The organism is Mesorhizobium sp. M0491 (assembly GCF_040321265.1).
Lineage (GTDB): Bacteria > Pseudomonadota > Alphaproteobacteria > Rhizobiales > Rhizobiaceae > Mesorhizobium.
Genome location: NZ_JAMYRE010000002.1, coordinates 193,089 through 218,537, shown reverse-complemented (window position 1 = coordinate 218,537; position 25,449 = coordinate 193,089). Strand labels below are relative to the sequence as shown.

The 25,449-nt window shown below is 62.7% G+C and carries 24 protein-coding genes; 18 read left to right on the top strand and 6 right to left on the bottom strand.

Annotation, left to right across the window (positions count from 1 at the left end):
* The first annotated feature begins 139 nt into the window (after positions 1–139).
* Positions 140–1,864, top strand: a complete 1,725-nt coding sequence (gene ilvD, locus NKI69_RS03045) for a dihydroxy-acid dehydratase (protein ID WP_352720021.1) — start codon at positions 140–142, stop codon at positions 1,862–1,864.
* Positions 1,851–2,711 (top strand): tetratricopeptide repeat protein, encoded by an 861-nt coding sequence (locus tag NKI69_RS03040; RefSeq protein ID WP_031213511.1) that lies wholly within the window; start codon positions 1,851–1,853, stop codon positions 2,709–2,711. Before ilvD ends, NKI69_RS03040 begins: the two co-directional genes overlap by 14 nt.
* 49 nt (positions 2,712–2,760) lie before the next feature.
* On the opposite strand, the gene NKI69_RS03035 is transcribed toward NKI69_RS03040, so the two are convergent.
* The 4 genes from NKI69_RS03035 to erpA all read right to left on the bottom strand — a co-directional run bounded on the left by NKI69_RS03035 (position 2,761) and on the right by erpA (position 4,706).
* On the bottom strand, positions 2,761–3,060 hold the full coding sequence (locus NKI69_RS03035) for a hypothetical protein (protein WP_023812198.1): 300 nt from the start codon (positions 3,058–3,060) through the stop codon (positions 2,761–2,763).
* Between the two features lie 89 nt (positions 3,061–3,149).
* Positions 3,150–3,944, bottom strand: coding sequence for an exodeoxyribonuclease III (xth, locus tag NKI69_RS03030; protein ID WP_023812197.1), 795 nt, complete (start codon positions 3,942–3,944; stop codon positions 3,150–3,152).
* Between the two features lie 17 nt (positions 3,945–3,961).
* A complete protein-coding gene (locus tag NKI69_RS03025; protein ID WP_128304007.1) occupies positions 3,962–4,357 on the bottom strand; it encodes a VOC family protein in 396 nt (131 codons plus the stop codon).
* 1 nt (position 4,358) lies between these two features.
* Positions 4,359–4,706 carry an iron-sulfur cluster insertion protein ErpA gene (gene erpA / locus NKI69_RS03020; protein ID WP_013531288.1) on the bottom strand — a complete coding sequence of 116 codons (348 nt, stop codon included), beginning with the start codon at positions 4,704–4,706 and terminating at the stop codon, positions 4,359–4,361.
* 90 nt (positions 4,707–4,796) lie between these two features.
* Here erpA and NKI69_RS03015 point away from each other — a divergent pair, with 90 nt between their 5' ends.
* From NKI69_RS03015 to NKI69_RS02955, 13 genes are all read left to right on the top strand, one after another.
* On the top strand, positions 4,797–6,011 hold the full coding sequence (locus tag NKI69_RS03015; protein WP_352720019.1) for a deoxyguanosinetriphosphate triphosphohydrolase: 1,215 nt from the start codon (positions 4,797–4,799) through the stop codon (positions 6,009–6,011).
* Positions 6,012–6,086: 75 nt separating this feature from the next.
* The gene (argS, locus tag NKI69_RS03010; protein ID WP_127291529.1) at positions 6,087–7,844 is read left to right on the top strand and encodes an arginine--tRNA ligase; all 1,758 of its coding nucleotides are present in this window, start codon (positions 6,087–6,089) and stop codon (positions 7,842–7,844) included.
* A 103-nt stretch (positions 7,845–7,947) separates the two neighbouring features.
* Positions 7,948–11,304, top strand: coding sequence for an SPOR domain-containing protein (locus tag NKI69_RS03005; RefSeq protein WP_352720017.1), 3,357 nt, complete (start codon positions 7,948–7,950; stop codon positions 11,302–11,304).
* Positions 11,305–11,435: 131 nt separating this feature from the next.
* A complete protein-coding gene (gene nagZ / locus NKI69_RS03000; RefSeq protein WP_128304010.1) occupies positions 11,436–12,455 on the top strand; it encodes a beta-N-acetylhexosaminidase in 1,020 nt (339 codons plus the stop codon).
* A 62-nt stretch (positions 12,456–12,517) separates the two neighbouring features.
* On the top strand, positions 12,518–13,318 hold the full coding sequence (locus NKI69_RS02995; RefSeq protein WP_050596706.1) for a segregation and condensation protein A: 801 nt from the start codon (positions 12,518–12,520) through the stop codon (positions 13,316–13,318).
* A complete protein-coding gene (scpB, locus tag NKI69_RS02990; protein ID WP_128304011.1) occupies positions 13,315–14,082 on the top strand; it encodes an SMC-Scp complex subunit ScpB in 768 nt (255 codons plus the stop codon). The genes NKI69_RS02995 and scpB overlap by 4 nt, the downstream gene beginning before the upstream one ends.
* Positions 14,083–14,251: 169 nt before the next feature.
* Positions 14,252–14,473 (top strand): twin-arginine translocase TatA/TatE family subunit, encoded by a 222-nt coding sequence (locus tag NKI69_RS02985; RefSeq protein ID WP_023812188.1) that lies wholly within the window; start codon positions 14,252–14,254, stop codon positions 14,471–14,473.
* Positions 14,474–14,502: 29 nt separating this feature from the next.
* Positions 14,503–15,288: a Sec-independent protein translocase protein TatB gene (gene tatB, locus NKI69_RS02980; protein WP_023812187.1), complete on the top strand. Its 786-nt coding sequence runs from the start codon at positions 14,503–14,505 to the stop codon at positions 15,286–15,288.
* On the top strand, positions 15,285–16,160 hold the full coding sequence (gene tatC / locus NKI69_RS02975; protein WP_023812186.1) for a twin-arginine translocase subunit TatC: 876 nt from the start codon (positions 15,285–15,287) through the stop codon (positions 16,158–16,160). The genes tatB and tatC overlap by 4 nt, the downstream gene beginning before the upstream one ends.
* 197 nt (positions 16,161–16,357) lie before the next feature.
* Positions 16,358–17,662 (top strand): serine--tRNA ligase, encoded by a 1,305-nt coding sequence (gene serS, locus NKI69_RS02970; protein WP_023812185.1) that lies wholly within the window; start codon positions 16,358–16,360, stop codon positions 17,660–17,662.
* Entirely contained in the window at positions 17,662–18,420 is a 759-nt protein-coding gene (surE, locus tag NKI69_RS02965) for a 5'/3'-nucleotidase SurE (RefSeq protein WP_023812184.1), read from the top strand. Before serS ends, surE begins: the two co-directional genes overlap by 1 nt.
* Positions 18,417–19,076: a protein-L-isoaspartate(D-aspartate) O-methyltransferase gene (locus tag NKI69_RS02960; protein WP_023812183.1), complete on the top strand. Its 660-nt coding sequence runs from the start codon at positions 18,417–18,419 to the stop codon at positions 19,074–19,076. Before surE ends, NKI69_RS02960 begins: the two co-directional genes overlap by 4 nt.
* 203 nt (positions 19,077–19,279) lie before the next feature.
* The gene (locus NKI69_RS02955) at positions 19,280–20,785 is read left to right on the top strand and encodes a peptidoglycan DD-metalloendopeptidase family protein (protein WP_352720013.1); all 1,506 of its coding nucleotides are present in this window, start codon (positions 19,280–19,282) and stop codon (positions 20,783–20,785) included.
* Positions 20,786–20,918: 133 nt separating this feature from the next.
* Here the strand turns inward: NKI69_RS02955 and NKI69_RS02950 are convergent, their stop codons facing one another.
* Entirely contained in the window at positions 20,919–21,809 is an 891-nt protein-coding gene (locus NKI69_RS02950; RefSeq protein WP_023812181.1) for an NAD-dependent epimerase/dehydratase family protein, read from the bottom strand.
* Positions 21,810–21,920: 111 nt separating this feature from the next.
* Here NKI69_RS02950 and NKI69_RS02945 point away from each other — a divergent pair, with 111 nt between their 5' ends.
* Positions 21,921–22,739, top strand: coding sequence for an AraC family transcriptional regulator (locus NKI69_RS02945; protein WP_023812180.1), 819 nt, complete (start codon positions 21,921–21,923; stop codon positions 22,737–22,739).
* A 39-nt stretch (positions 22,740–22,778) separates the two neighbouring features.
* Here NKI69_RS02945 and NKI69_RS02940 read toward each other — a convergent pair whose 3' ends face one another.
* Entirely contained in the window at positions 22,779–23,654 is an 876-nt protein-coding gene (locus tag NKI69_RS02940) for an ATP-binding protein (protein WP_023812179.1), read from the bottom strand.
* Positions 23,655–23,929: 275 nt separating this feature from the next.
* On the opposite strand from NKI69_RS02940, the gene yajC reads away from it, so the two are divergent.
* Together yajC and NKI69_RS02930 are read left to right on the top strand one after the other, a co-directional pair.
* A complete protein-coding gene (yajC, locus tag NKI69_RS02935; RefSeq protein ID WP_023812178.1) occupies positions 23,930–24,268 on the top strand; it encodes a preprotein translocase subunit YajC in 339 nt (112 codons plus the stop codon).
* A 29-nt stretch (positions 24,269–24,297) separates the two neighbouring features.
* Positions 24,298–25,422 (top strand): SecDF P1 head subdomain-containing protein, encoded by a 1,125-nt coding sequence (locus NKI69_RS02930; protein ID WP_155930585.1) that lies wholly within the window; start codon positions 24,298–24,300, stop codon positions 25,420–25,422.
* Positions 25,423–25,449 lie beyond the last annotated feature (27 nt).

Genomic DNA, 25,449 nt, shown 5'->3' with positions numbered 1-25,449 from the left:
AAGCCGGGCTGAGGAAATTGCCCATTTCCCGCCATAAACCCGGCGCACCTCGATCTTGTCTCGGGACACGCGCCAAAAGGCTCGGCGAGGGGGCAGGCCGCTCCGCCCCATTTGCAGGGAAGATGGGGCAAGGAAGAGTATGGACGCCAAAGTCATCTCCAAGGCTAAGCTCCCCAGCCGCCATGTGACCGTCGGTCCGGCGCGTGCGCCGCATCGTTCCTATCTCTATGCGATGGGTTTGTCGGCGGCCGAGATTGCGCAGCCGCTGGTCGGGGTCGCCTCCTGCTGGAACGAGGCGGCGCCCTGCAACATCTCGCTGATGCGCCAGGCGCAGGTGGTCAAGAAGGGCGTCGCTGCGGCCAGCGGCACGCCGCGCGAATTCTGCACCATCACCGTCACCGACGGCATCGCCATGGGTCACCAGGGCATGAAGTCATCGCTGGTGTCGCGCGAGGTCATCGCCGATTCGGTCGAACTCACCATGCGCGGCCATTGCTACGACGCGCTGGTCGGGCTGGCCGGCTGCGACAAGTCGCTGCCCGGCATGATGATGGCCATGGTGCGGCTCAACGTGCCGTCGATCTTCATCTATGGCGGTTCGATCCTGCCCGGCAGCTATCGCGGCCGCCAGATCACCGTGCAGGATGTTTTCGAGGCGGTCGGCCAGCACTCGGTCGGCACGATCAGCGACGACGAACTGCTTGAGATCGAGCAGGTCGCGTGTCCCTCGGCCGGTTCCTGCGGCGCCCAGTTCACCGCCAACACCATGGCCACCGTCGCCGAGGCGATCGGCCTGGCGCTGCCCTATTCCTGCGGCGCGCCGGCTCCCTATGAAATGCGCGACCGGTTCAATTTCGCCTCCGGCGAAAAGATCATGGAACTGATCGCGAAAAACATCCGGCCGCGCGACATCGTCACGCTGAAGGCGCTGGAGAATGCGGCGACCGTGGTCTCGGCTACCGGCGGTTCGACCAACGCGGCACTGCATCTGCCGGCGATCGCCCATGAGGCCGGCATCAAGTTCGACCTGTTCGACGTGGCCAAGATCTTCGAGAAGACGCCTTACATCGCCGACCTCAAGCCGGGCGGCAAATATGTCGCCAAGGACATGTTCGAGGCCGGCGGCATTCCGCTGCTGATGAAGACGCTGCTCGACCACGGCTATCTGCATGGCGACTGCATGACCGTGACTGGCCGCACTTTGGCCGAAAACATGCAGCACGTTGTCTGGAATGAGCATCAGGATGTGGTCCGCCCGGCCAACACACCCATTACCCAAACCGGCGGTGTCGTGGGCTTGAAGGGAAACCTTGCCCCCGAAGGCGCGATCGTGAAGGTCGCGGGCATGGCGGAGTTGAAGTTCTCCGGCCCGGCACGCTGCTTCGATTCGGAAGAGGAATGTTTCGAGGCGGTGACGCATCGCAACTACAGGGAAGGCGAGGTTCTCGTCATCCGCTACGAAGGGCCGCGCGGCGGCCCTGGCATGCGCGAGATGCTGTCGACGACGGCAGCACTTTACGGCCAGGGCATGGGCGGCAAGGTGGCGCTGATCACCGACGGGCGCTTTTCGGGCGCGACGCGCGGTTTCTGCATCGGCCATGTCGGCCCCGAGGCAGCCGTGGGCGGCCCGATCGGACTGCTCAGGGATGGTGACGTGATTTCGATCGACGCGGTGAACGGCACGATCGACGTGGCGTTGTCCGATAGCGAACTGGCGGCGAGGGCAAAGACATGGAAGGCGCGCGCGACCGATTATCAGTCGGGCGCGATATGGAAATATGCACAGACGGTAGGGCCGGCGCGCGATGGCGCGGTGACCCATCCAGGCGGTGCGAAAGAAACACACTGTTATGCGGACATCTGAGTTGTTGAAGTCAACACCAGAGTTGTTGAGGTCGTCTGTCTTTTCGGCACTGGTCGTGATCGCCACTTTTGGCGCGACCTTTGGCGCCGTGGGCCAGGCCATGGCCTTCGACGACAAGGTGTTCGACGACAAGACCGGGGTGAAGCCGCAATCGAGCCCCTGGGCGGTCTTCCAGTTCGGCTTCTCCGCCTACAAGAACGGCCACAAGGAACAGGCTGCCGAGGCCTATAAATACGCTGCCGAAAACGGCCAGATCGGCGCCACCTGGAAGCTTGCCCGCATGTATGCCGAGGGCGACGGCGTGGCGCGTGACGACTACGAGGCGTTCAAGTTCTTCTCCGAGATCGTCGATCAGGACGTCGAGCCCGGCTCGCCTGAGGAAAGCTATGTCTCCGACGCGCTGGTGGCGCTTGGCGACTATTTGCGCACGGGCATTCCCGGCAGCCCGGTCGCCGAGAACGAGGTGGCGGCCCAGGAATATTACATGCGCGCCGCCGCCAACTACCGCAATCCGAACGCGCAGTTCGAAATGGGGCAGATGTTCCTGAAGGGCGAGGGCGGCGTGAAGGCCAGCGTCAAGCAGGCCGGGCGCTGGTTCCAACTCGCCGCCGAGAAAGGCCATGCCGGCGCACAGGCGACACTGGGCCATTTGTTGTTCCAGAGCGGCAAGATCGTTCGTGGCCTGGCGATGATGACGGCAGCGCTCGAACGCGCTTCGCCGGCTGACCAGCCCTGGATCCGCGGCATGCAGGAAGAGGCATTTGCCACCGCCGGCGAGGCCGACCGCCGCACCGCCATCTCGCTGGCCGATGATATCCTCACCAAGGGCAACAACGCGGATCAGTAATCTCGCGGCCGCGTCAGCTTCACCAGCAGCACTCGATTTTCGATCGTGATCAGTTCTCGATCGGCTCCGTCGGCACCATGCTGGGCGCCGGCGTCGAGATCGGCGTGACATGGGGTTGTGGCGCCAGCGTGTTTTCCGGGCAGCTATCCCCGATCTTCGTCCACGATGTGTTGTTGAGCACCATGTCGCAGCGAGCCAGATGGCTCCGGTCGGCAAGCGTCAGGCAGGCGACCTGGCCAAGCTGGTAGGATTTTCCATTGGCCAGGCATTCCTGGTCGGCAAATGCCGCACCGGGAGCGGCCATGGCAAATGCCAGGCCGATCGGACAAAGATGAAATCGTGTGCTCATGGAACCCCAGCCGCCATGCTGGCCCGCAATGAGCGGCGCGAAATGTGGCGATATGAGGTCCAGCGCAGACGTGCCCGGCGAGGGTTCTCTCAGGCCGGCTGAAGTGCGAGATCGATCGCCACCGGCACGTGATCGGACGGTTTTTCCCAGGCGCGCACGTGCTTTTCGATCGACGCGGAAGAAAACCGGTTGGCGGCTTCCGGCGACAAGAGCAGGTGGTCGATGCGGATGCCGTTGTTCTTCTGCCACGCGCCGGCTTGATAGTCCCAGAATGTGTAGGTGTCGGGTGCGTCGGTGACCGCGCGCACCGCCTCGGTGAAACCAAGGTTGAGCAGCCGCCGGAAGGATTGTCGCGTCTGCGGCTGGAACAGCGCGTCGCCCAGCCAGTTCTCCGGAAACCGCGCGTCGATCCGCTCGGGAATCACGTTGTAGTCGCCGGCGAGCACCAGAGCCTCCTCCAGTCTCAGCCGTTCTTCGGCCCAGCGCTCCAGCCGCGCCATCCAGGACAGCTTGTAAGGAAACTTCTTCTCGTCATCGATCGGATTGCCGTTCGGCAGATAGAGCGAGGCGACGCGCAGCGCGCCCTTGTCAGTCGAGAAAACCCCTTCGATGAAACGCGCCTGTTCATCGGCATCGTCGCCGGGCAGGCCTCGGATCACCTCGTCGAAGCGCAGCTTCGACAGCAGGGCGACGCCGTTGAAACCCTTTTGGCCGTGGGTTTCGACATTGTAGCCAAGCGCCTCGATCTCGGCGCGCGGGAATTGCTCGTCGACCGACTTGATCTCCTGCAGGCAGACGATGTCGGGTGCGCTCTCGGTCAGCCAATGGGTGAGGTTGCCAATGCGGGCGCGGACACCGTTGATGTTCCAGGTGACGATTTTCATGGCGGTCTCGATGCTGTTCAGTTGGATTCTTGCGGCGGATGGCGTTCGACGAGGCCAATCGTATTGCCAGCCGGGTCCTTTAGGAAGGCCATCCATTCGCTTTCCCCCGCTGGACCGAACTGGCCCTCTGTGTCGCGATGGACAAGTGTTGGCGGCGCGGTGAAGGGTACGCCGGCCGCGACCGCAGAGGCATGGAAGTCATCGAGGCCCGATATGTCGAGATAGACGGTTCCGGCCGGTATGCCGTCGGTGAACAGCAGCCTGATATCGCCGGCCATGATGAAGGCGATGCCTGGCGGGTCAAAGCGCGCATGAACCGCCATGCCGAGCACGTCGCGCCAGAAAGCCAGCGTGGCGTCGAGATCACGGCCGGCCGACAGCGCGATCTGACGGACCGCACCAATGGCAGGCATTCTATATGGAGAAACTCGTGCCGCAGCCGCAGGAGGCGACGGCGTTCGGGTTGCGGATCTGGAACGACTGGCCCATCAGATCGTCGACGAAATCAATCACAGAGCCGCCCATATAGACCAGCGACAGGTCGTCGATCAGCACGGTGGCGCCGTCCTTCTCGATGGCGACGTCATCGTCATTGCGCGTATCGACCAGATCGAACTTGTAGGAGAAGCCCGAGCAGCCGCCGCCTTCGACCGACACGCGCAGCGCCGTCTTGCCGGCCTCGTTCGAGACAATCCTGGCGATCCGCTTGGCAGCGGCCTCGGTCATATCGACTTTCATGGCAGTCTTGGCATCAGCGCCCATGGGCGTCACCTTGCTTTCGGTTTCACATGATAGGTATGAAGCGCGAGGGGCCAAGTCAACCTGGCTAAGTCAAACGCGGCAGCATCAGCCATGACCAATGAGTTGGGCGACATCGGATTCGGCTATCGGCCACGCGCCGCCTATGCCTGCGATCCGGCGAACTCGCGCGGACGGCTGTTCGACGAGGTGGAAAGCCCGACCCGCACGCCGTTCCAGCGTGACCGTGACCGCATCATCCATTCGACGGCCTTCCGGCGTCTGAAGCACAAGACGCAGGTCTTCATCGCCCATGAAGGCGACCACTACCGCACCCGGCTGACCCATTCGATCGAAGTGGCGCAGATCGCGCGCGCCCTGGCACGGGCGCTGCGCGGCGACGAGGATCTCGCTGAGGCGGTGGCGCTGGTGCATGATTTCGGCCACACGCCCTTCGGCCACACCGGCGAGGACGCACTGAACGAAAAGATGGCCACCTGGGGCGGCTTTGACCACAACGCGCAATCGCTGCGCATCGTGACGAGGCTGGAGGCGCGCTACGCCGAGTTCGATGGGCTCAACCTGACCTGGGAAACGCTGGAAGGCCTGGTCAAGCACAATGGACCGCTGACGGACGCCAACGGCAAGGGTCTGAAAGGGCCGGTGCCGCAGGCGATCCGTGATTACTCTGAACTGCACGATCTCGAACTCGACCGGTTCGCCGGCATCGAGGCGCAATGCGCGGCGATCGCCGACGATATAGCCTACAACACGCATGACATCGATGACGGCTTGAGGGCAGGGCTACTGACGCTGGACATGCTGGAGACGGTTTCGCTGCCGGGAACGATCCTGAAAGGCGTTCGCTCACGCTATCCCTCCCTCGATGATGTGCGCACCGGCCACGAGCTGATGCGGCGGCAGATAACCGCCATGGTCGAGGACGTGATCAAGTCGACGACCGCCAATCTCGATCGCATCAAGCCGCGGAGCGCCGATGCAGTGAGGGCAGCTGGCGAGACGATGGTAGTTTTCTCGGCCGAAATGGCTGCCTTGGAGAAAGAACTGAAGGCCTTCCTGTACAAGCACCTCTACCGGCACGCGGAGGTTATGCGGGTGCGCGCGGACGCCGAGCAGATCGTCAAAAATCTGTTCGACGCCTATTTCGCCGATCCGCGCGCCATGCCGGACGGCTGGCGCGAGGGGCTGGATCGGGCCGACGACCGCATCAAGGCGCGCAGCGTCGCCGACTTCCTGGCGGGTATGACCGACACCTACGCGCTCAAGGAACACCGGCGTTTGTTTGACCATACGCCTGAATTGGGCTAGGGCGGGCTCGATTTTGCCGGCCAACGAGCCGGATTCGCTGCAAAGCCGCCAGAGCCAGACCCCAGAGTCACACAAATGAACATCTTCGCCGATTTCACCGCGCGAATCATAAAAGCCGTCGAAGCGCTTGATCTGAAAGACAAAGACGGCGTTTCGCCTGACCTGTCGCGCATTGCCGTCGAGCCGCCGCGCGACGCCAGCCACGGCGACCTGGCGACCAATGCGGCGATGGTGCTGGCCAAGCCGACCGGCCAGAACCCGCGCGCGCTGGCCGAAAGACTGGCGCAGGCGCTGCGTGACGACAAGGATGTCGCGGCGACGGAAGTGGCAGGGCCCGGTTTCGTCAATCTCAGGCTCAAGGACGGCTTCTGGCAGACACATCTGACCGCACTGCTCGGCGAGGGCCGCAACTATGGCCGCTCGACGGTTGGCGGCGGCAGGAAGACCAATGTCGAATATGTCTCGGCCAATCCGACCGGGCCGATGCATGTCGGCCATTGCCGGGGTGCTGTCGTCGGCGACGCGCTTGCCAATCTGATGGCCTTCGCCGGCTACGATGTGACCAAGGAATATGTCATCAACGATGCCGGCTCGCAGATCGACGTGCTCGGCCGTTCCGCATTCCTGCGCTACCGCGAAGCGCTGGGCGACGATATCGGCGAAATACCCGCCGGTCTCTATCCCGGCGATTACCTGGTGCCTGTCGGCCAGGCGCTGGTCGCGGAATTCGGCCGCTCGCTTCTGCAGATGCCGGATGACGAGGCGCTCGCCATCGTCAAGGATCGCACCATCGATGCGATGATGGCGATGATCCGCGAGGACCTGGCGATGCTCAACGTGCATCACGACGTGTTCTTCTCCGAGCGCACGCTGCATGCCGACAATGCCAGGAAGATCCGCTCGGCGATCAACGATTTGACGCTGAAGGGCCATATCTACAAGGGCAAGCTGCCGCCGCCCAAGGGCGAGAAACCCGACGATTGGGAGGACCGCGAGCAGACGCTGTTCCGCTCGACCGCGGTCGGCGACGACATGGACCGGGCGCTGGTCAAGTCCGATGGCTCGTTCACCTATTTCGCCGCCGACGTCGCCTATCTCAAGGACAAGGTCGATCGCGGCTTCGTCGACCTGATCTATGTGCTCGGCGCCGACCATGGCGGCTACGTAAAGCGGCTGGAGGCCTTGGCGCGGGCGATTGCCGGCGACGAGGTGAAGCTCACTGTCCTGCTGTGCAATCTGGTCAAGCTGTTTCGCGAGGGCGAACCGGTGCGCATGTCGAAGCGGTCGGGCGATTTCGTGACGCTGCGCGAAGTGGTGGAGGAGGTCGGCCGCGACGCGATCCGCTTCATGATGCTCTACCGCAAGAACGATGCGCCGCTGGACTTCGATTTCGCCAAGGTGACCGAGCAGTCCAAGGACAATCCGGTGTTCTATGTGCAGTATGCCTCGGCGCGCTGCCATTCGGTGTTCAGGCAGGCGAGCGAGCAGCTGGGCGAAGCCAATTTCGACCGCAACAGCCTGGCGTCGGCCGCGGCATTGCTGACCGATGAGGGCGAGATCGGCCTGATCCGCAAGCTTGCCGAATATCCGCGCCTGATCGAGTCCGCCGCCCTTGCGCTCGAGCCGCATCGGCTGGCATTTTACCTCTATGATCTGGCTTCCAGCTTCCACGGACACTGGAACCGTGGCACGGATAATCCGGACTTACGTTTTGTTAAGGTTAACGACCGACAATTGACGCATGCCAGACTAGGGCTGGTGCAGGCTGTTTCGGACGTTTTGACGTCCGGCCTGACGTTGATCGGGGCCGCCGCGCCCACCGAAATGCGTTAGGTTTGACTAAATAACCTGTCACCTTTTGCCCACATTGCGCTGGTAAGGGCCAACCCTACGCGACGTCCATGGCGTCCGAATGAGTGCGAGTTCGGGAACAATAATGGCAGACAGAACCCAGCTGAGAGTAGCCGACAACAACGACATCGCTGACGATGATCCGTTCGCGGAACTGACTAGGATCATGGGATTCGACCCGCGCCAGCCGGTCAGGCCGCAATCGCCCGCCCAGCCGCAGGCCCCAGCCGCCGATCGCGGGCTCGAAGAGGGCGATTTCGATATCGATCTCGAGAAAGAAATGATGGGCGAGTTCGGCGCTGACGACAGCGACGCCGCTCCGGTTGTCCAGGCTCATGAGCCGACCTTCGAGCATGAGCCGGCATTCCAAGCGGCTGACGCCAGCGCGATGGACGACGAGCTTTCGGTGTCGCTCGACGACGATTTCCAACTGGACATGGCTGAGATCGACGGCCACGTCGCCGGCACCAGCCATGCGGTCGCAGCTGAAGCCGCGCCGTCCGTCGAGCCGGCTTTCGCGTCTGATTTTGACGATGCCGTCGCCGGTTCGCTTGAGGACGTCTCCCCCTTCGAGGACGATCAGTCGATGGCGGACGAGCTTGCCACTTCGCTCGACCAGGACCTCCGGATCGATGAGGAAGCCGAAGAGGCCCAATACGCCGTTGCCGACACGCACGCTTCTGTCGAGCCAGTTGCCTCAGATGACGAATTCGACGATGCGGTGGCAGTCTCGCTTGAAGACGAGCTGATGCTCGACGGCCATTCGGCGACCGAACAGTCATTCGTGGCCGCCGAGCCCGTCGAGTATCCCATGCCGGAGCAGGCGGCGGCGCGTGACGGCCATGCAATCTCCGATGAGAGCTTTGCCGGCCATTTCGACGACGCCATGGCTGATGTCGACATGGATTTCGACGTTCGCGCGGATGAGCCGAATGCCTTCGACGAGCCGCCAACGCATGATGCGTTTGCCGATGTCGCTGATGCGAAGGGCGAGCTTCCCAGCCCTGAGGGCGTGCCGGACGATGCTTTTGACCTGAATTTGGACGACGCGTTTGCCGAAACGGTCGAAGAGCCGGTCACAGAGGTTGCCGCCGTTGCCGCCCAGCCGGCGGCGCCGGAAGCCTACATCGCAGCCGCGGCGCATGCCCCGACCGCGGACGAGCGGAGCCTGGAAGACGAGTTAAATGCGCTGCTGGGTGCCATGACGGCGCGCACAGTGCCGGTGGCCAGTGAGCCCGTCACGGCTCAGCCGGCTGTCGCCGCCCTGCCGCCTGTTGCCGAGACCACCGAGGAGCCGGCCGACCTTGTCGGCGACCTCGACTGGGATCTTGACGGACCCGCGCCTGAGCAGGACCGGCATGTTGGCACGGCCCAAGCGGCCGATGCGGATATTGACGACCTTATGCTTGATGAACTCCAGGATACGACCTGGAACACGGTTGGCGATGTCGATTTCGACGATGATGCGTTCGACGCGGCTTTGCCCAAGGATCTTGATCCGCGTGACGAAGCCGCTGACCGGGACAATTCGGCGGATTCTCTCGATTGGCTTGCGGAGCGTTCCCAACCGGCAAAGCCGCCGCGTTCGTGGAGCCGCGTGACGCCGGTTCCGCAGCAGCCGTCATTCAGCGCTCAGCCTGCGTTTGGTGCTCAGCCGGCCGCTTCGGTGGCATCCGTGGCCGCCGCGCCGGCAGTCGCCGCCATGACATCCTACCGTTCGTCCGAGCCGGTCGAGGCCGTGGCTCCCGCTGCCCCGGTATCGGCGCCGCAATCGCGCCAGCCGGCGCATTACGAAGACATGCCCGACGTCGAAACGGTCGATGTACCCGAGCGTGTCGTCGCGCTGGCGGACGATCTCGATATTCCCGAACTGCACTTCGAGGAAGACCAGCCAGCGTCGCCTGGCTACGACGATCTCGATGCGGAGTTCTCCAGCCTTCTCTCCGAGATGAACGCGGTGGAGGTCGCTGCCGCTCCCACAGGCAATTTGGCCGGCGCGTCTTACGATGATGACTCCTATGCCGCGGGCTTCAAGCCGGGCTATGACAGCTTCAAGCCGGCATATGACGGGGTCAAGCCGGGCTATGATGGGATCAAGCAGGGCTATGAGCCGGAAGCGCGGACCTATGCCGCGCGGCCGATGGACATGTCCGCCCGCGCGGCGGCGCCCACGGGTTATGCCGACGCCTCCGGCTTCGACCTCGACAGTCTGCCAGGGAGCCAGCCGGTTTCGCAAGCCCATGATTTCACCGTCGATGAACTCGACTACGATCCCGAACTCGACGAGGCTATGGCTGTTCCGGTGCTCGGCGAGCGTGAGGCCGCGAGGCCGTCGCGCGGACGCGGCCTGTTCATCGCCGCGATTGTCGGCGCGGTCGCCGTCGCGGGCGGTCTCGGTGCCTTTGCGCTGTCCTTTGGCGGCAAGGGCGCCAGCGAAGCGCCTGTCATCGTCAAGGCCGACAACGCGCCGATCAAGGTCAAGCCGGAGAATCCGGGCGGCGCCGTGGTGCCCAACCAAGACAACAAGGTCTACGACGCGGTCAGGGGCGCCAAGCCAGCCGAGCCGGTCCAGGAAAAGCTGGTCACCAACGTCGAAGAGCCGGTGGACGTGCAGGCGAAGGACCCGGCCCGCGCCATCGATCTTTCGCCGGACCAGAATGCAGCTGCCGCTGGAACCGATGTCGGCAATGCCGCGCCGATGTCCGGCGCCGCTTCGGCCGACAACGCTTCTGCCGATAGCACTGCGCCGGCGCCCAAGTCCGAGGATCGCATCGCGCAGGTGCTGCAGGATGCCGACAAGAGCACCAATGCCGATGTCGTCGCCGTTGCGCCGCGCAAGGTGAGGACCATGGTGGTCAAGTCGGACGGTTCGCTGGTGCCGCGTGAAGATCCGGCAGCGCCCGCCGCTCCGCAAATGGCCGCTACCGAGCCGGTCGATCCGGCGCCGCAGCATGTCGCCCCGGCGGCGCAAGCCGATGCGGACCAGACCGGCACCGTGGCGCCTGCCGCCGCCCAGACGGACGACGAGCCGGCCCTCAAGCCGGTCGCCAAGCCGAAAGCCGAGGCCCAATCGGCGAACACGCCGGCAAAGGTTCCGCTCGCGCCGCAGCGTCCGTCCGACCAGCCGGTCGATGTTGTCGGCGAGGTCAAGCCCGATCAGGTTGCGTCCATAGATCCGGCATCGACCGCGGCCGGCGGTGGCTCGTGGTCGATGCAGATCGCCTCGCAGCCGACCGTCGAAAGCGCCCAGTCCAGCTATCAGGATCTGCAGCGCCGCTATGGCAGCGTGCTTGCCGGGCGTACCGCCAACATCGTCAAGGCCGAGATCGCCGGCAAAGGCACGTTCTACCGCGTGCGCGTTCCGGCCCAGTCACGCAATGACGCGATCAATTTGTGCACCAGTTACAAGGCCGCCGGCGGCAACTGCTTCGTCTCGCGCTAAAGCCGGAGCCAACCATCAAAAGCCGGCGCGGTCCACCGCGCCGGCTTTTTCATGGGGAAAGCAGATCCGGCATTGTCCCGGATGAATCCCTGGCGATTCCCTTTGATCGCACAAAGCCCTAAACTGCCGACATGACCGAATCAAAATCCATGATCCTCGGCTGTGCCGGGAAATCGCTTACCCGCGAAGAAATCAATTTCTATCGCAATGAATGCCCGTGGGCCTTCATCCTGTTTGCGCGCAACATTGGCGAGACCGAACAGATCCGCGATCTGGTCGCCGAGATGCGGGACTGCCTAGGGCGTCCGGACGCGCTGGTGTTCATCGATCAGGAAGGCGGCCGTGTGCAGCGCTTGCGACCGCCGCTGGCACCGAACTATCCCGCCGGCGGCGCGCTCGGCGCGCTGTGGCGCGACGATCATGATGCCGGCGCCCGAGCGGCCTGGCTGATGGCGCGGCTGCATGCCTTCGACCTGCTGCGCTACGGCATCACAGCCGATTGCCTGCCGGTGCTCGATGTGCCGATCGAAGGCGCCAGCGATGTCATCGGCGCGCGGGCCTATGGCAAGGATCCGCGACCGGTGATCGAGCTCGGCCGCGCAGCCGCGGAAGGGCTGATGTCGGGCGGCGTGCTGCCGGTCATGAAGCATATTCCGGGTCATGGACGTGCCTTTGCCGACACGCATTTCGAACTGCCGGTGGTCAATGCCTCGCTCAGCGATCTGCAGCGGCATGATTTCGCCCCGTTCAAGGAGCTTAGCCATCTGCCGATGGCGATGACAGCCCATGTCGTCTACAGCGCGATCGACCCCAACAATCCGGCGACCACCTCCGGCAAGGTCATCGACGAGATCATCCGGCGCGAAATCGGCTTCGACGGACTGCTGATGAGCGACGACACCTCGATGAAGGCACTTTCTGGGGATTTCCCGACAAAGGCGGCCTCGATCCTTGCGGCGGGCTGCGATCTGGTCCTTCACTGCAACGGCGTTTTTGAGGAGATGGCCGGCATCGCATCGCGCACCATGGGGCTTGAGGGCACGTCGCTGGAGCGCGCAAAGCGGGCGCTGACCTATATAAAGAACCGTGACACGGTTGAAGAAACCGAAATACGTGCCGAATTCGCCACCTACTTCGATGCGGTGGCATAGCAAAGGGAAAGCGACAGGCAGTGGCGGAAACATTGGAAAGCAAGGCCGCGAAGGCCGCACCGATGGACCGTCTGTGGGCCGAGAATGACGATTCACGCGTTACCGGCGACCCGTCGCTGGTCGTCGACGTGGCCGGCTTCGAAGGTCCGCTCGATCTTCTGCTGCATCTTGCCCGCACCCAGAAGGTCGATCTGGCTCGCATTTCGATCCTGGCGCTGGTCGAGCAATATCTGACCTTTGTCGAGACGGCGAGGGCGCTCAGGCTGGAGCTTGCCGCCGACTATCTGGTGATGGCGGCGTGGCTGGCCTTCCTCAAGTCCAAGCTCCTGATCCCCAAGCAGCCCGGCGACGAGGGCGAAAGCGGCGAGGAACTGGCGGCGGTGCTGCAGTTCCGCCTGAAGCGGCTGGAAGCCATGCGCGACGCCTCGGCGCGTCTGGTCAACCGCAACCGGCTCGGCCGAGACGTGTTTGCGCGCGGCATGCCGGAAATGGTCATCGTCGAAAAGCGTAACGCATATTCGGCCTCGCTCTACGATCTCTTGACCGCCTATGCCCAGCAGCGCCAGAAGCAGGCGATCAACAATGTGACCATCGCCAGGCGCGGTGTCTGGTCGCTCAAGGACGCGCGCGACATCCTGACCCGCCTGGTCGGGGCTGCAAGCGACTGGACGGCGCTGGAGAGTTTTCTGATCGCATACATGACCAGTCCCGAGGAGCGGCGCACGGCGATCGCCAGTTCGTTTGCGGCCACGCTGGAGCTGGTGCGCGACGGCACGATGGACGTGCGGCAGGATCAGACGTTCGCGCCGATCTACCTGCGCGGCCGCACGCAGGCAATCAAGGCAGTCGAGGTGGCATCATGAGCGAACGCTTCAACGCTTCGGTTGTCCCGTTCAAGGTCGGCGATGAACCCGAAGAGGAGTTGCTTTCCCAGGATCCGGCCGAGCAGCAGCTACAGAACCCGGCCGAACGGCTGCATCTGGCCGAGGCCGTGCGCATGGCCGAGGCGATCGTGTTCGCCAGCGCTGAACCCGTCAGCGAAAAGCAGCTTGCGGCCCGCCTCCCTGACGGCATCAACATTGCCCTGGCCATGGCCGAGCTGCAGCAGATCTATGCGCGGCGCGGCGTCAATCTGGTGCGTGTGGGCGACGCCTGGGCGTTCCGCACCGCCGGCGACCTGGCTTTCCTGATGAGCCGCGATACCGTCCAGCAAAGGAAGCTCTCCCGCGCGGCTCTCGAAGTGCTGGCGATCATTGCCTATCACCAGCCGGTGACGCGTGCCGAGATCGAGGACATCAGGGGCGTGGAGACCTCAAAAGGTACGCTCGACACGCTGCTGGAAACGGAATGGGTGCGCATGCGCGGCCGGCGAAAGACGCCCGGACGCCCTGTGACCTACGGCACGACGGAGACCTTCCTCGACCATTTCGCGCTGGAAGAGATTCGCGATCTTCCTGGCATGGAGGAACTGAAGGGGGCCGGACTGCTTTCGGGCCGCATGCCGTCGAATTTCTCCATTCCGCAGCCGCCGGCCGATCCCGACGCATTGACCGACGACGAGGATGCGCTGACCGATATCGATCTCGAGGAACTCGGCCTGCTGACGCCGCGCGTCACGGAAGATTGACTGGCATTGGCGGCGAACTTGATGAGGATGCGCGGATTCGTAGCGGGCGTTCCCGTCGAAAATGCGTGACATCCGTCACCCTTTCATAAACTCTGTCGCAGTTGTGTTTGAATCCCAACGCGAAAACGCATAGATCATCGCCAGGGAAAACATTCGAGAGAGATTTGCTATGGGTTCATTTTCGATTTGGCATTGGCTGATCGTGCTGGTGATCGTGCTTTTGGTGTTCGGCCGCGGCAAGATTCCCGAGCTGATGGGCGATATGGCCAAGGGCATCAAGAGCTTCAAGAAGGGCATGGCCGACGACGAGGTTGCCGAAGACAAGCGCACCGTCGAACACCGTGCCGACGAGACCGTTGCGGCCGCGAAGGAAAAAGCCAGCAAGAGCTGAGCCCAAGGTTCTAGTCGGAACAGAGTGCCATGTTTGAAGTCGGCTGGACCGAAATGCTGGTCATCGCGATCGTCATGATCGTGGTCGTCGGACCCAAGGATTTGCCCAATATGCTGCGCACCTTCGGCCGCACGACGGCGAAGCTGCGCGCCATGGCGTCCGATTTCCAGAAACAGTTCAACGAGGCGCTGAAGGAAGCCGAGCTCGACGACGTCAAGAAGTCAGTCGACGAGCTCAGGGGCCTCAGCCCGATGGCCGAGATCAGGAAGCAGCTCAATCCGTTCGAACAGGCCGCGGCCGACGTTCGCTCCGGCGTCGATGCGGCAATGAAGCCGAAGCCGGCAGCCGGTCCGGCAAGCTCTGTCGCTTCGACCCCGCAGGCGGCCGAGCCGTTGAAGAACGGTGCAACGACCATGCCTGGCGTCAACGGGCCGGAAGCAGCGCCAGCAGCGCCGATTTTTCCGGCGATGACCGACGAATCGGTGGTGACCTCGTCAGCGCCGGCGGAACCCGTTGCGGCACCGAAGGCATCCGCGGCGAAGAAACTAACCAAGCCTGCATCGGCAAAAGCGACGCCGGCTGCAAAAGCTTCGGCAAATGGTACAAAGGTAGCCGCGAAGGCAGCGTCTGCGTCCAAGACGCCGGCGAAGGCCGTGACGACGGCACAGCCTGAAACGCTCAGGGCCAAGACGCCCGCTGCGGCCAACGCTGTCGCGGCCAAGACTGTAGCGACCAAGACGGGGGCGAAAGCCGAACCGAAGCTTGCAGCGGTGAAGAAGCCGGTGGCCAAGAAGACGGCTGGAGCCGCCAAGTGAGCGTTTCGGACACCGAAAAGGACGAGATCGAGAAATCGTCGGCGCCGCTGATGGAGCATCTGATCGAGTTGCGCCGGCGGCTGATCTGGTCGCTGGGCGGCTTCTTCGTTGCCTTCCTGGTCTGTTTCTTCTTCGCCAAGAAACTGTTCAACCTCCTGGTCGTGCCGTTCAAATGGGCGACGCAATGGGCAGGGCTCGATCCGCACAAGGTCGAGCTGATCTACACGGCGCCGCAGGAATTCTTCTTCACTCAGGTCAAGCTCGCCATGTTCGGCGGCATGGTGATCGCCTTTCCGCTGATCGCCACGCAGATCTACAAGTTCATCGCGCCCGGCCTGTACAAGAACGAGCGGAATGCCTTCCTGCCGTTCCTGATCGCGTCGCCGATCCTGTTCCTGATGGGTGCGTCGCTGGTCTATTTCTTCTTCACGCCGATGGTGATGTGGTTCTTCCTCGCCATGCAGCAGGCCGGCACCGACGATCAGGTGCAGATTTCGTTGCTGCCGAAAGTGTCGGAATATCTCAGCCTGATCATGACGCTGATCTTTTCCTTCGGCCTGGTGTTCCAGCTGCCGGTGGTGACCAGCCTGATGACACGGGTCGGCATGCTGTCGTCCAAGGGACTGGCCGAGAAGCGCAAATGGGCGATCGTCATTGCCTTCGTCGTCGCGGCGATACTGACGCCGCCCGATCCGATGAGTCAGATCGGCCTGGCCATCCCGACCATCCTTCTCTACGAGGTGTCCATCTGGGCTGCCCGGCTGATCGAGCGCGATCGGGAAAAGCAGCGCGTGGCACGCGAGAAGCAGGATGCGGCGGACGAGGTGGCGGACAAAGCACCGGACGAGCCCCCGGCACCTGCCTCCTCATAGGCAACAGAGCGGCTGCAGCGGCGGAAAAACATAGTCGTCGCCCCGCCCATCTTGCATCGATCTCGGATGCGGTTTACGCCCTCTGGCTGAAACGCATCGCGCTCAAAGCGATGCGTTTCAGTTTTGTTTTGAGCATATCGTTGTCCCAAAATCGCTGTGCACTTTTGGGCGACATGCTACCCAGGAGCGTTCAAACCATGCTTGACATCAAATGGATTCGCGACAACCCGAAGGCCCTTGTCGAGGCGCTGGTGAAGCGCTCGTGGTCGGCTGACGAGGCGCAGTCCATGGTCGACGGGCTGATCGCCTCGGACGAGGCGCGGCGCGAGCACGTTACCGAACTGCAGACCAAGCAGGAGCGCCGCAATGCCGCGTCGAAGGAGATCGGTAACGCCATGCGTTCGGGCGATGCCGCCTTGGCCGAAAAGCTGAAAGCCGAAGTCGGCGAGATCAAGGTCTTCATCCAGAACGGCGAGGCGCGTGAACGCGAACTCGACAAGGCGCTGAACGACGCGCTGGCAGTGCTTCCCAACGTGCCGCTCGACGATGTGCCAGTCGGCAAGGATGAGCACGACAATGTGGTCAAGCACATCGTCGGCAAGGTGCCGACGCGGCCGAACTGGGTGAAGGAGCATTTCGAGATCGGCGAAGCGCTCGGCATGATGGATTTCGAGCGCGCGGCAAAGCTGTCGGGCTCGCGCTTTACGGTGCTGAAAAGCGGACTGGCCCGGATGGAACGTGCGCTCGGCCAGTTCATGCTGGACCTGCATACGACCGAACACGGCTACGAGGAAGTCATCCCGCCGTTGATGGTCAAGGACGATGTTCTGTTCGGCACCAACCAATTGCCGAAGTTCGAGGAAGATCTGTTCTTCACGCCGCACGGGGAGGGCAGGCTTGGCTTGATTCCCACCGCCGAGGTCCCACTCACCAACCTTGTGCGCGAAGAAATCACCGCGCATGAAAAACTGCCGCTGCGCTATACCGCGCTGACGCCGTGCTTCCGCTCGGAAGCGGGTTCGGCCGGGCGCGACACGCGCGGCATGCTGCGCCAGCACCAGTTCTACAAGGTCGAGCTGGTGTCGATTACCGACCAGGAATCGTCACTCGCCGAGCATGAGCGGATGACGCAATGCGCCGAGGAAGTGCTGAAGCGGCTCGGCCTGCCGTTCCGCACCATGACGCTGTGCACCGGCGACATGGGCTTTGGCGCGCGCAAGACCTACGACATCGAGGTCTGGCTGCCCGGCCAGAACGCCTATCGCGAGATCTCGTCCTGCTCGGTGTGCGGCGATTTCCAGGCGCGCCGCATGGACGCCCGCTACAAGGACAGGGACGGCAAGGGCAACCGCTTCGTCCACACGCTCAACGGCTCGGGCACAGCCGTTGGCCGCGCGCTCATCGCTGTCATCGAAAACTACCAGAATGAAGATGGCAGCGTAACCATTCCTGAAGTGCTGCGGCCTTACATGGGCGGTCTGGAAAAGATCGAAGCGAAATAATGCGTATCCTCCTGACCAACGACGACGGCATTCATGCCGAGGGCCTGGCGTCGCTCGAACGCGTCGCACGTACGTTGTCCGACGATGTCTGGGTGGTGGCGCCCGAGCAGGACCAGTCCGGCTACGCGCATTCGCTGTCGATCTCGGAGCCGCTGCGGCTGCGCAAGATCGGCGAGAAGCATTTTGCCGTGCGCGGCACGCCGACGGATTGCGTCATCATGGGCGTCAAGAAAATTCTGCCTGGCGCACCCGACCTGATCCTGTCCGGCATCAATTCGGGCGCCAACATCGCCGATGACGTCACCTATTCGGGCACCGTCGCCGGCGCCATGGAAGGCGCGCTGCTCGGTATCCGCTCGATCGCGCTCAGCCAGGGCTACAGCTATGTCGGCGAAGATCGCGTCGTGCCCTACGAGACGACAGAAGTGCTGGCGCCGGCGCTGCTGAAGAAACTTGTCGCGACGCCGTTGCCGGACGGCGTGCTGCTCAACGTCAATTTTCCCAACTGCACGCCCGAAGAGGTCGCGGGCACGGTGGTCACCACGCAAGGCAAGCTCGTGCACTCCCTGTGGGTCGACGAGCGCCGCGACGGGCGCGGCCTGCCTTACTACTGGCTGCGCTTCGGCGGCGAGCCGGTCGAGGGCAAGCAAGGCACCGATCTCTACGCGTTGCGCAACAGGCTGGTGTCGGTGACGCCGCTGCAGCTCGACCTGACCGCGCATGAAATCCGTGACCAATTGAGCAAGGCGCTTGCATGAACCAAGGCCTCCCGATCGATGACCGCGAAGGTTTTGCTGCCTTTCTGCTGCGCCTGCGCGGCCGGGGGACTGTGCCGAAGGCGCTGATCGCGGCCTTCGAGGCGACGCCGCGGCGCGGCTTCCTGGCGGCCCAGTTCCATCAGATCGCCTGGTCGGACCGTATGCTGCCGATCGAATGCGGCGAGGCGATCGAAGGTGCCGACATGCAGGCGGCGGTGATCGCGGCGCTCGCTATCGAGCAGGGCAACCGCGTGCTCGAGATCGGCACCGGCTCGGGCTACACTTCGGCGGTGATGTCGCGGCTGGCGGCGCGGGTCATCACCACCGATCGCTACAAGACGCTCGCCGAGCAGGCGCGGCAGCGCTTCGAGGCGCTCGGCATCGGCAATGTGATCGTGCGCCACGCCGATGGTTCCGGCGGGCTGCCGAATGAAGGGCCATTTGACCGTATCGTCGCCTGGGCTGCCTTCGACAGCCTGCCGCGCTTCCTGCTCGACCAGTTGTCGAGCGGCGGTATCGTCATCGCTCCGATCGGCCCCGAAGAGGGCGAACAGGTGCTGGCCAAGCTGACCAAGGTCGGCAGCCGCTTCGAGCGTGAAGACATCGGCCTCGTTCGCCTGCAGCCGATCCTGCGCGGTGTCGCCGCTGTCATCTAGCGCGTATGTCGATGTTCAGGCCGCGCCGCGTCGGGTGCGCGCGCCGTCTTCGACCCCGGCCGGCATGACCTGAAAATCTCCCCTGGGCTCGCTCTCTAATATTTTAAGAAAAATTGCGTCGGATTCCATGGGGTTAACCGTCGAGTAACATTAACGCGCTTTAATCATGCCTAGTTTGTACCGGGTATGTGCGGGTTAGTGCGATGCAACTCAGTGTTTTGAAGACAAACGGTCGCAATCTGGCGCGAGGCTGCGCCATACTGATGGTCGCGGGTGCTGCTGCGGGGTGCAGTTCCCAGGTTTCGCGGTTCAATGGCGTCGACGATGTCTTTACATCCTCGACCAACAATCAGCGCGCCATCATCAACAAGCGGGATGCCGTACAGCAGCCCTATCCGGGCGATGTCGCGGCCGCTCCACTCGATGGCAGCCATACACAGTCGGTCAGCCGCTCCAGCCTCGAGCCGGTCTCGACGCGGCCGCTGCCGCCGCCCGCTGCCCAGGCTCCCGAAGTGGCGCCGGTATCGAAGCCGGTGCGCACCGCATTGGCCCCGGCACCGCATGTCGACAGGACCACGACCGGCACCGTCGCCCCAGTGGCGTCGCCTTTCAAGGTTTCGCAACCTGACGAACCCCGCGTGGCTGCTTCCGGCACTCCGCATGCAACCGAGATCGTCGTCAGGGACGGCGAAACGATCGGCGGCCTTGCGCAGCGCTACAAGGTGCCGTCCGACGTGATCATGACGGTCAACGGGCTGAGCGCGACCAAGGGGCTGAAGACAGGCCAGAAGCTGGTCATCCCGGCCTACGCCTATTCGAGCAAGAGCGAGCCGAAGCTCGCGGATGCCAAGCCGGCGAAAGACACCAAGCACAACCTGCCGGCCACCGCGCCCGACAAGGTCGCCGTCCTGCCGCAGCAGCCGAAACTCAAGGAAGGCAAATCCGCCGCTCAGGTCGACACGCCGGCCGCAGCAAGCCAGCCCAAGGCACCCAAGCCGCAGGTGGCCAAGGCGACTGGCGCTGCTGGCACCTACACGGTGCAGTCGGGCGACACGCTTTCCTCGATTGCCAGGAAGACCGGCGTCGGCGCCACTGCGCTGAAGCAGGCCAACGGCATGAAGGATGGCTTGCTCAAGATCGGCCAGACGCTGAAGGTGCCGGCCGGTGGAACCGCGACCGCCGCCGCTGCCAAGCCGGCCAAGGTCGATCCGGTGACGACGGCCACGACGCAGCCCGCGGCAAAGACCACGCCGTCGGAAACGCTGGCGTCCTACACGCCGCCGAAAAAGGATTCCAAGGTCATCCAGCAGGCCGAGGCCGACGATGCCGTCGCGCCAGACGCCACCGGCATAGGCAAGATGCGTTGGCCGGTGCGCGGCCGCGTGATTTCCGGTTTCGGCTCCGGCAAAGACGGCGTTGACATCGCCGTACCCTCAGGCACACCGGTCAAGGCAGCCGAAAACGGTGTCGTCATCTATGCCGGCGACGGCCTCAAGGAATTCGGTAACACGGTGCTGGTGCGCCACGAGAATGGCCTGGTCACCGTCTACGGCCACGCCAGCTCGATCGAGGTCCAGCGCGGCCAGAAGGTCAAGCGCGGCCAGGAAATCGCGCTGTCGGGCATGAGCGGCACGACGGACTCGCCGAAGCTGCACTTCGAAGTGCGCAAGAACTCCGCCCCGGTCGATCCGTCCGGCTATCTCGAATAGTCGAGGCTATCTCGAATAGAAGAAAAAAAGCAATTTTGCGGGCCGTCTGACCTCCAGTCCGGCCCGCCGGCTCAGCCCGTTCCGAAAGGAGCGGGCTTTTTCAGCTTCAACGCGACGCGCCAGTCTTCAAGCTTCAAAGATGATCACGCAGGGTGTCGGCGATCATGACGCCAAGGCTGCTGGCCTTGATGCCGAGAAGCGTCTCCGCGTCGGAGGAATCGACCAGCAAGGGATTGTCGAAGAGGTAGCTCATTTCGATGAGCTCATGCATGCCCGATGCCTCCATTTCGGGGATGGAATAGGAACGTGTCTCTGGAATTTCACGGTGAAGCATTGCCGCCGTCGTTAGGATGAGTTCCCGGGGTGAGGCGTGTTGCGATGGAACATGGAATGCTCGTCCCCATTCGCCCGTGTAGCGGGAAGCGGCGACCAGTGTCCTGGCCACGTCCTTCGTGAAGGACCAGGCATGAGTCGCGTCGAGGTTTCCAATGAAAGCAGTCGGCCTCCCCTCGATTATGGAGGGCAGCGCGACCAGTGAGAAAGAGCTGATCGCGCCATGTCCAAGATAATCGCTGGACCGCACTTCGACTGCCGGCACGTCCGCACGGACCGCGCGCTGCCACATGATCGTCCGGGCGGTTCCTTTCTTCGAAGTCGGATCCAGAGACAGGTCGGAGTGAAGCGGACTATCGGCATGTTCGCCATAGCCATAGAGGTTTCCGAGTATCACAAGCTTCGCGCCGACCGCTTCCGCGGCCCGCACGGTGCCGTCGATGATTGGGAAAAAGTCGGTCGGCCACCGGTGATAGGCGGCCATGGCACACATGAAAACGGCGTCGGCGTTTCGGCAGATACGCGCCAGTTCAACGCCATCGGTGGCATCGGCCTGCACCGCCCGGACGTTCCGCAACCCGTTTGAGCCGACACTCCGGCTCGTGAGAACGACATCATGTCCTTCTTCTCCCAGAAGGCGCGCGGTCTCGTGCCCGACCGGGCCTGCTCCGACAACTACATAAAAACCCATGGCAACCTCTCGTCCAAACTCTATGGAGAGGCGTAGGTACATGTCCCCGGCATTGAAAATCGCGCGGAAATTGCCAATTCTTGGACAGGTTTTGCCATGAAGTGAGAAAGCATGCATTCGCAGTCTGTTCCGGCTCGATTTCCGCCCGACGTCACAATGGCCTTCTGGCATATTGAAGCGGGCGTCCATCGTCTCTCCAAAGCGGCCCATCATCGCATCATGGTGCATGCAAGCGCGGCGACGCGTTCCTACTGCAATGAGGTTGGTCGATATTTCGTGAGGCGCGCCGGCGATATTGACCTGGTGCCCGCTGGCCAAGAGGGCGGTTTCGAGACTGAAACCCCGTTCGACACGATCGAGATCGCGTTACAACCAGCCCTGATGGAAAGGGTGGCGGCTGAGCTTGGCGGCAAGGCGCGCGCATTGCCGCTCGACACACGTCACCTGCTTCGTGATCAGCGCATCCAACATCTCGCCCGAGCACTCGAGAGCGATGTCAACGCAAACTCACCGAGTGGACCTTTGTTTGCCGACAGCATTGGCGCAGCTCTTGCGGTGAGGCTGCTCGGTCTTGACAATCTCGATGTCGACCGAAGAAACCGGTTGTCAGATGCCCAGCTCAAGCGTGTGTTGGAGCATATTGAGGCTGGCCTGCACGAGCCCCTTTCGATCCTCCGACTGAGCCGAGTTGCCGGGGCGAGCAGCTCGCACTTGCGGGCTTGGTTCAAGGCGGCGACAGGCTTCACCCTGCACCGGTACGTGTTGCGACGCCGGGTCGAACGCGCACGCGTCCTGCTCCGGCGCGGGGATCTCAGCACAAGCGAGGTTGCGGAATTGACGGGCTTTGCGCACCAGTCACACCTGGCGCATTGGATGCGTCGTGAGATCGGCCAAACGCCGCGTGACTTGCGGCGGTCGCAGCCCAAATGATCTTGTCATTGGATGGCGTTGGCGACGCCACCCAACGTATCAGTCCCTCAGTGGCTTGCCGAGCCGGCCAGCCAGGTCCTGGGTGAACTGCCAGGCGACGCGACCTGAGCGGCTGCCGCGGGTGGTCGCCCATTCCAGTGCTTCGGCGCGCAGTTGCTCGGGATCCACGACAAGGCCATGGTGCCTGACATAGCCGTCGATCATGTCGAGATACTCGTCCTGCGAACATTTGTGGAAGCCGAGCCACAGCCCGAACCGGTCGGACAGCGACACTTTTTCCTCGACCGCCTCGGACGGGTTGATGGCGGTCGAGCGCTCGTTGTCGATCATGTCGCGGGGCAAAAGATGCCGGCGGTTCGAGGTGGCATAGAAGATGACATTGGCGGGGCGGCCCTCGACGCCGCCTTCGAGCGCTGCCTTGAGCGATTTGTAGGAGGTGTCGTCATGGTCGAAGGAGAGGTCGTCGCAAAACAGGATGAAGCGGAAGGGCGCCGCCTTGAGCAATCCCATCAGCTTCGGCAGCGTGTCGATGTCCTCGCGGTGGATTTCGATCAGCTTCAACGGCAGGTCGGACTTGGTCCTGGCGTTGATCTGGGCATGCACGGCCTTGACCAGCGACGATTTGCCCATGCCGCGCGCGCCCCACAACAATACGTTGTTGGCCGGATAGCCGCCAGCGAAGCGTTCGGTGTTGTCGACAAGGATGTCGCGGACGCGGTCGACGCCACGGATCAGGCCGATGTCGACGCGGTTAACCCTGCGCACCGGTTCCAGATAGCCCGGATCGGCCTGCCAGACGAAGCAATCGGCCGCGCCGATGTCGGTTTGGGGTACCGGCGGCGGGGCAAGACGGCTCACCGCCTCGATCAGCCGGTCGAGTTTCTGGTTCAGGGCTTCAATGCTGCTGTCGGTCATGGCTGTCTTTTGTTTCGCGTTTTGACGTGTGGGGGCGTGAAGCTGGCCGATTCCGTCTGATACAAAACCGGCTGCAACCTTTTGTTCGAGCGTGATCTTTTCCAAAAACTGGCTCGCGCTTTTCGCGATCCTGCTCTAACACGGCTCAACAGGCCGGAAAAGCAGCCGATTTGGGCGGCCGCGCAGTTGCATTGACAACTTTACCGACTATATTCCGGCCAAATTTCAAGGGGCCGCCAGATTGGCGGCTGTTTTCAAAATTCAGGAGTACCTCGATGTTCGTGACACCGGCATACGCCCAAGGCGTCGGCGCTTCTCCAGACATGTTCATCAGCATTTTGCCGTTTGTCCTGATTTTCGTGATCATGTATTTTCTGATCATCAGGCCGCAGCGCACGCAGCTGAAGAAGCGCGGCGAGATGCTGGCCGCGGTCCGTCGCGGCGACACGGTCGTCACCGGCGGCGGCTTCGTCGGCAAGGTGACCAAGGTGATCGACGACAACGAGCTCGAGATCGACCTCGGCGGTGGCATGAAGGTGACGGCGCTGCGTTCCACGATCGCCGATGTGCGCGTCAAGGGCGAGCCGGTCGCCAACCAGAACGCCAAGAAATAACCGAATTGTCGGCGGAGGGATCCGCCAGCATGCCTGACGGAGGACGCCATTTGCCGCCTTCTTCGCGCTTCAGGATAGTTCTGATCTGTGTGGCTGCGGTCATTACAGCAGTGCTTGATGTGTCCATCCTTTTCGCGGCAAGTCCGCTCGCGAAGCAGCCTTATTGGGCACCAAAAATCCAGACGGCGATTGGCCTCGATCAAAAGGGCATTTCGCGCTTCGTATTCGGCCTGGATCTGGACGAATTGATCAAAGGCAGGCTGGAGACGACCCAAGACGAAATCCGCTCACTGCTGCGTTCCGCTCACATCGGCTATACCGGTCTGGCTGTATCGGGTCGCGCGGTTCAGGTACACATTTCGGATGCCGCTCAGCTTGTTTTGGCCAAAGTAACGCTAAAGACACTGACCGATCCGTCTGCCGATGATGACGCAGTCCAGGAGCTGGTGCTGGATGAGTCCGGACCAGTCTTGCTCAAATTCGTCATCACGGGCGCCGGCATCAAATACCTAACGTCCGCGGCTTTGAAGCAGTCAGTGGAGGTCATCAAGCATCGCATCCATGACTTCAGGAGGGTTGAATCGGGCATTTCGGAGCCGATCGTGCGGCAGCAAGGCGATGATCGGATTATGGTCCAAGTGTCGGGCCTCAAGGATTCGCATAGGCTAAGTAATATCCTTGTTCGTGCCGCCAAGCTGACTGTCCAGATGATTGATGGATCGATGCCGGTGAAAGACGCGCTTAATGGGCCGCTGCCCAATTCGTCCAGCATGCTTTATTCACACGACGATCCGCCGGTCCCCTACCTGATCGAGAACCGTGTCATCGTTTCGGATGACAACCTGATCAATGCGAAGCCGGCCTACAGCCCGCAAAGTAACAAGCCGATTGTCCTGTTTCGGGTCGATTCAAAAGGAACCGCACGGCTAAGCCGGGAGACCTCGCAGAATGTCGGCAGTTCGTTTGCAGTCGTGCTGGACGGTCGGGTGGTTTCAGTACCGGTAATCCGCGAGCCCATCCTTGACGGCATCGGCCAGATATCGGGCAATTTCACTGTCGAGGACGCTAACGATCTCGCCGTGCTATTACGCAATGGCCGCTTACCCGCACGATTGACAATAGTTGAAGAAAGTCCGATGGCAGCACCAAAGTGACCGCCTTGTGCTCGACAACCACAGATG

What these genes read in the sequence shown, in the direction of transcription:
- ilvD (WP_352720021.1), top strand. Translation starts at nt 140, where the DNA reads ATGGACGCCAAAGTCATCTCCAAGGCTAAGCTCCCCAGCCGCCATGTG.
- NKI69_RS03040 (WP_031213511.1), top strand. Translation starts at nt 1,851, where the DNA reads ATGCGGACATCTGAGTTGTTGAAGTCAACACCAGAGTTGTTGAGGTCG.
- NKI69_RS03035 (WP_023812198.1), bottom strand. Translation starts at nt 3,060, where the DNA reads ATGAGCACACGATTTCATCTTTGTCCGATCGGCCTGGCATTTGCCATG.
- xth (WP_023812197.1), bottom strand. Translation starts at nt 3,944, where the DNA reads ATGAAAATCGTCACCTGGAACATCAACGGTGTCCGCGCCCGCATTGGC.
- NKI69_RS03025 (WP_128304007.1), bottom strand. Translation starts at nt 4,357, where the DNA reads ATGCCTGCCATTGGTGCGGTCCGTCAGATCGCGCTGTCGGCCGGCCGT.
- erpA (WP_013531288.1), bottom strand. Translation starts at nt 4,706, where the DNA reads ATGGGCGCTGATGCCAAGACTGCCATGAAAGTCGATATGACCGAGGCC.
- NKI69_RS03015 (WP_352720019.1), top strand. Translation starts at nt 4,797, where the DNA reads ATGACCAATGAGTTGGGCGACATCGGATTCGGCTATCGGCCACGCGCC.
- argS (WP_127291529.1), top strand. Translation starts at nt 6,087, where the DNA reads ATGAACATCTTCGCCGATTTCACCGCGCGAATCATAAAAGCCGTCGAA.
- NKI69_RS03005 (WP_352720017.1), top strand. Translation starts at nt 7,948, where the DNA reads ATGGCAGACAGAACCCAGCTGAGAGTAGCCGACAACAACGACATCGCT.
- nagZ (WP_128304010.1), top strand. Translation starts at nt 11,436, where the DNA reads ATGACCGAATCAAAATCCATGATCCTCGGCTGTGCCGGGAAATCGCTT.
- NKI69_RS02995 (WP_050596706.1), top strand. Translation starts at nt 12,518, where the DNA reads ATGGACCGTCTGTGGGCCGAGAATGACGATTCACGCGTTACCGGCGAC.
- scpB (WP_128304011.1), top strand. Translation starts at nt 13,315, where the DNA reads ATGAGCGAACGCTTCAACGCTTCGGTTGTCCCGTTCAAGGTCGGCGAT.
- NKI69_RS02985 (WP_023812188.1), top strand. Translation starts at nt 14,252, where the DNA reads ATGGGTTCATTTTCGATTTGGCATTGGCTGATCGTGCTGGTGATCGTG.
- tatB (WP_023812187.1), top strand. Translation starts at nt 14,503, where the DNA reads ATGTTTGAAGTCGGCTGGACCGAAATGCTGGTCATCGCGATCGTCATG.
- serS (WP_023812185.1), top strand. Translation starts at nt 16,358, where the DNA reads ATGCTTGACATCAAATGGATTCGCGACAACCCGAAGGCCCTTGTCGAG.
- surE (WP_023812184.1), top strand. Translation starts at nt 17,662, where the DNA reads ATGCGTATCCTCCTGACCAACGACGACGGCATTCATGCCGAGGGCCTG.
- NKI69_RS02960 (WP_023812183.1), top strand. Translation starts at nt 18,417, where the DNA reads ATGAACCAAGGCCTCCCGATCGATGACCGCGAAGGTTTTGCTGCCTTT.
- NKI69_RS02955 (WP_352720013.1), top strand. Translation starts at nt 19,280, where the DNA reads ATGCAACTCAGTGTTTTGAAGACAAACGGTCGCAATCTGGCGCGAGGC.
- NKI69_RS02950 (WP_023812181.1), bottom strand. Translation starts at nt 21,809, where the DNA reads ATGGGTTTTTATGTAGTTGTCGGAGCAGGCCCGGTCGGGCACGAGACC.
- NKI69_RS02945 (WP_023812180.1), top strand. Translation starts at nt 21,921, where the DNA reads ATGCATTCGCAGTCTGTTCCGGCTCGATTTCCGCCCGACGTCACAATG.
- NKI69_RS02940 (WP_023812179.1), bottom strand. Translation starts at nt 23,654, where the DNA reads ATGACCGACAGCAGCATTGAAGCCCTGAACCAGAAACTCGACCGGCTG.
- yajC (WP_023812178.1), top strand. Translation starts at nt 23,930, where the DNA reads ATGTTCGTGACACCGGCATACGCCCAAGGCGTCGGCGCTTCTCCAGAC.
- NKI69_RS02930 (WP_155930585.1), top strand. Translation starts at nt 24,298, where the DNA reads ATGCCTGACGGAGGACGCCATTTGCCGCCTTCTTCGCGCTTCAGGATA.